The 536-nt window shown below is 45.9% G+C and carries 1 protein-coding gene; it reads left to right on the plus strand.

The annotated features are described in order from the left end of the window. Positions 1-536, plus strand: a 536-nt coding sequence (locus L2748_RS24335; RefSeq protein WP_248957850.1) for an Ig-like domain-containing protein, incomplete at both ends; no start/stop codon positions are given.

Genomic DNA, 536 nt, shown 5'->3' on the forward strand with positions numbered 1-536 from the left:
CATGATGAACCTGTTTCGGTTAATTTGGATAACTATATTTCAGATACAGAAACCGCAAATAGCAGATTGAAGGTGACGAACTTACAAGGCGCGACACTTCCAGCTACCGCTAAGCTAAGTGGCAAAACAGTGACTTATACGCCTAATGGTTTATTGGGCACAGAGACATTAACTTACACCGTAAGTGATGGTGAGCTAAGCACTCAAGGGGTTATCATTATAGGTGTTAACCCTGATGCAGACCGCACGGTCACCGCTAAAGATTTCGCCGTTACGGTAGAAGCAGGTAGTGCGGCAACCAGTATTGATTGGCGTGCACATGTATCAACCGATGCGACGGATGAAGACGGTAAAATATTACTCCTTACTGCGATTAAGGGGGCCGAGCTAGGCCGTGCAGAGATATCAGGTAGCACCCTTAATTACACTCCGAATCCGGGTAAGTTTGGTATCGATAAGCTGACTTACACAGTAGAAGATGGTCATACGCCAGCGCAATTTGCCCATGGTCAAATCACCATCACTATTGAACAACC

The organism is Shewanella sairae, from assembly GCF_023283535.1.
Classification (GTDB): domain Bacteria; phylum Pseudomonadota; class Gammaproteobacteria; order Enterobacterales; family Shewanellaceae; genus Shewanella; species Shewanella sairae.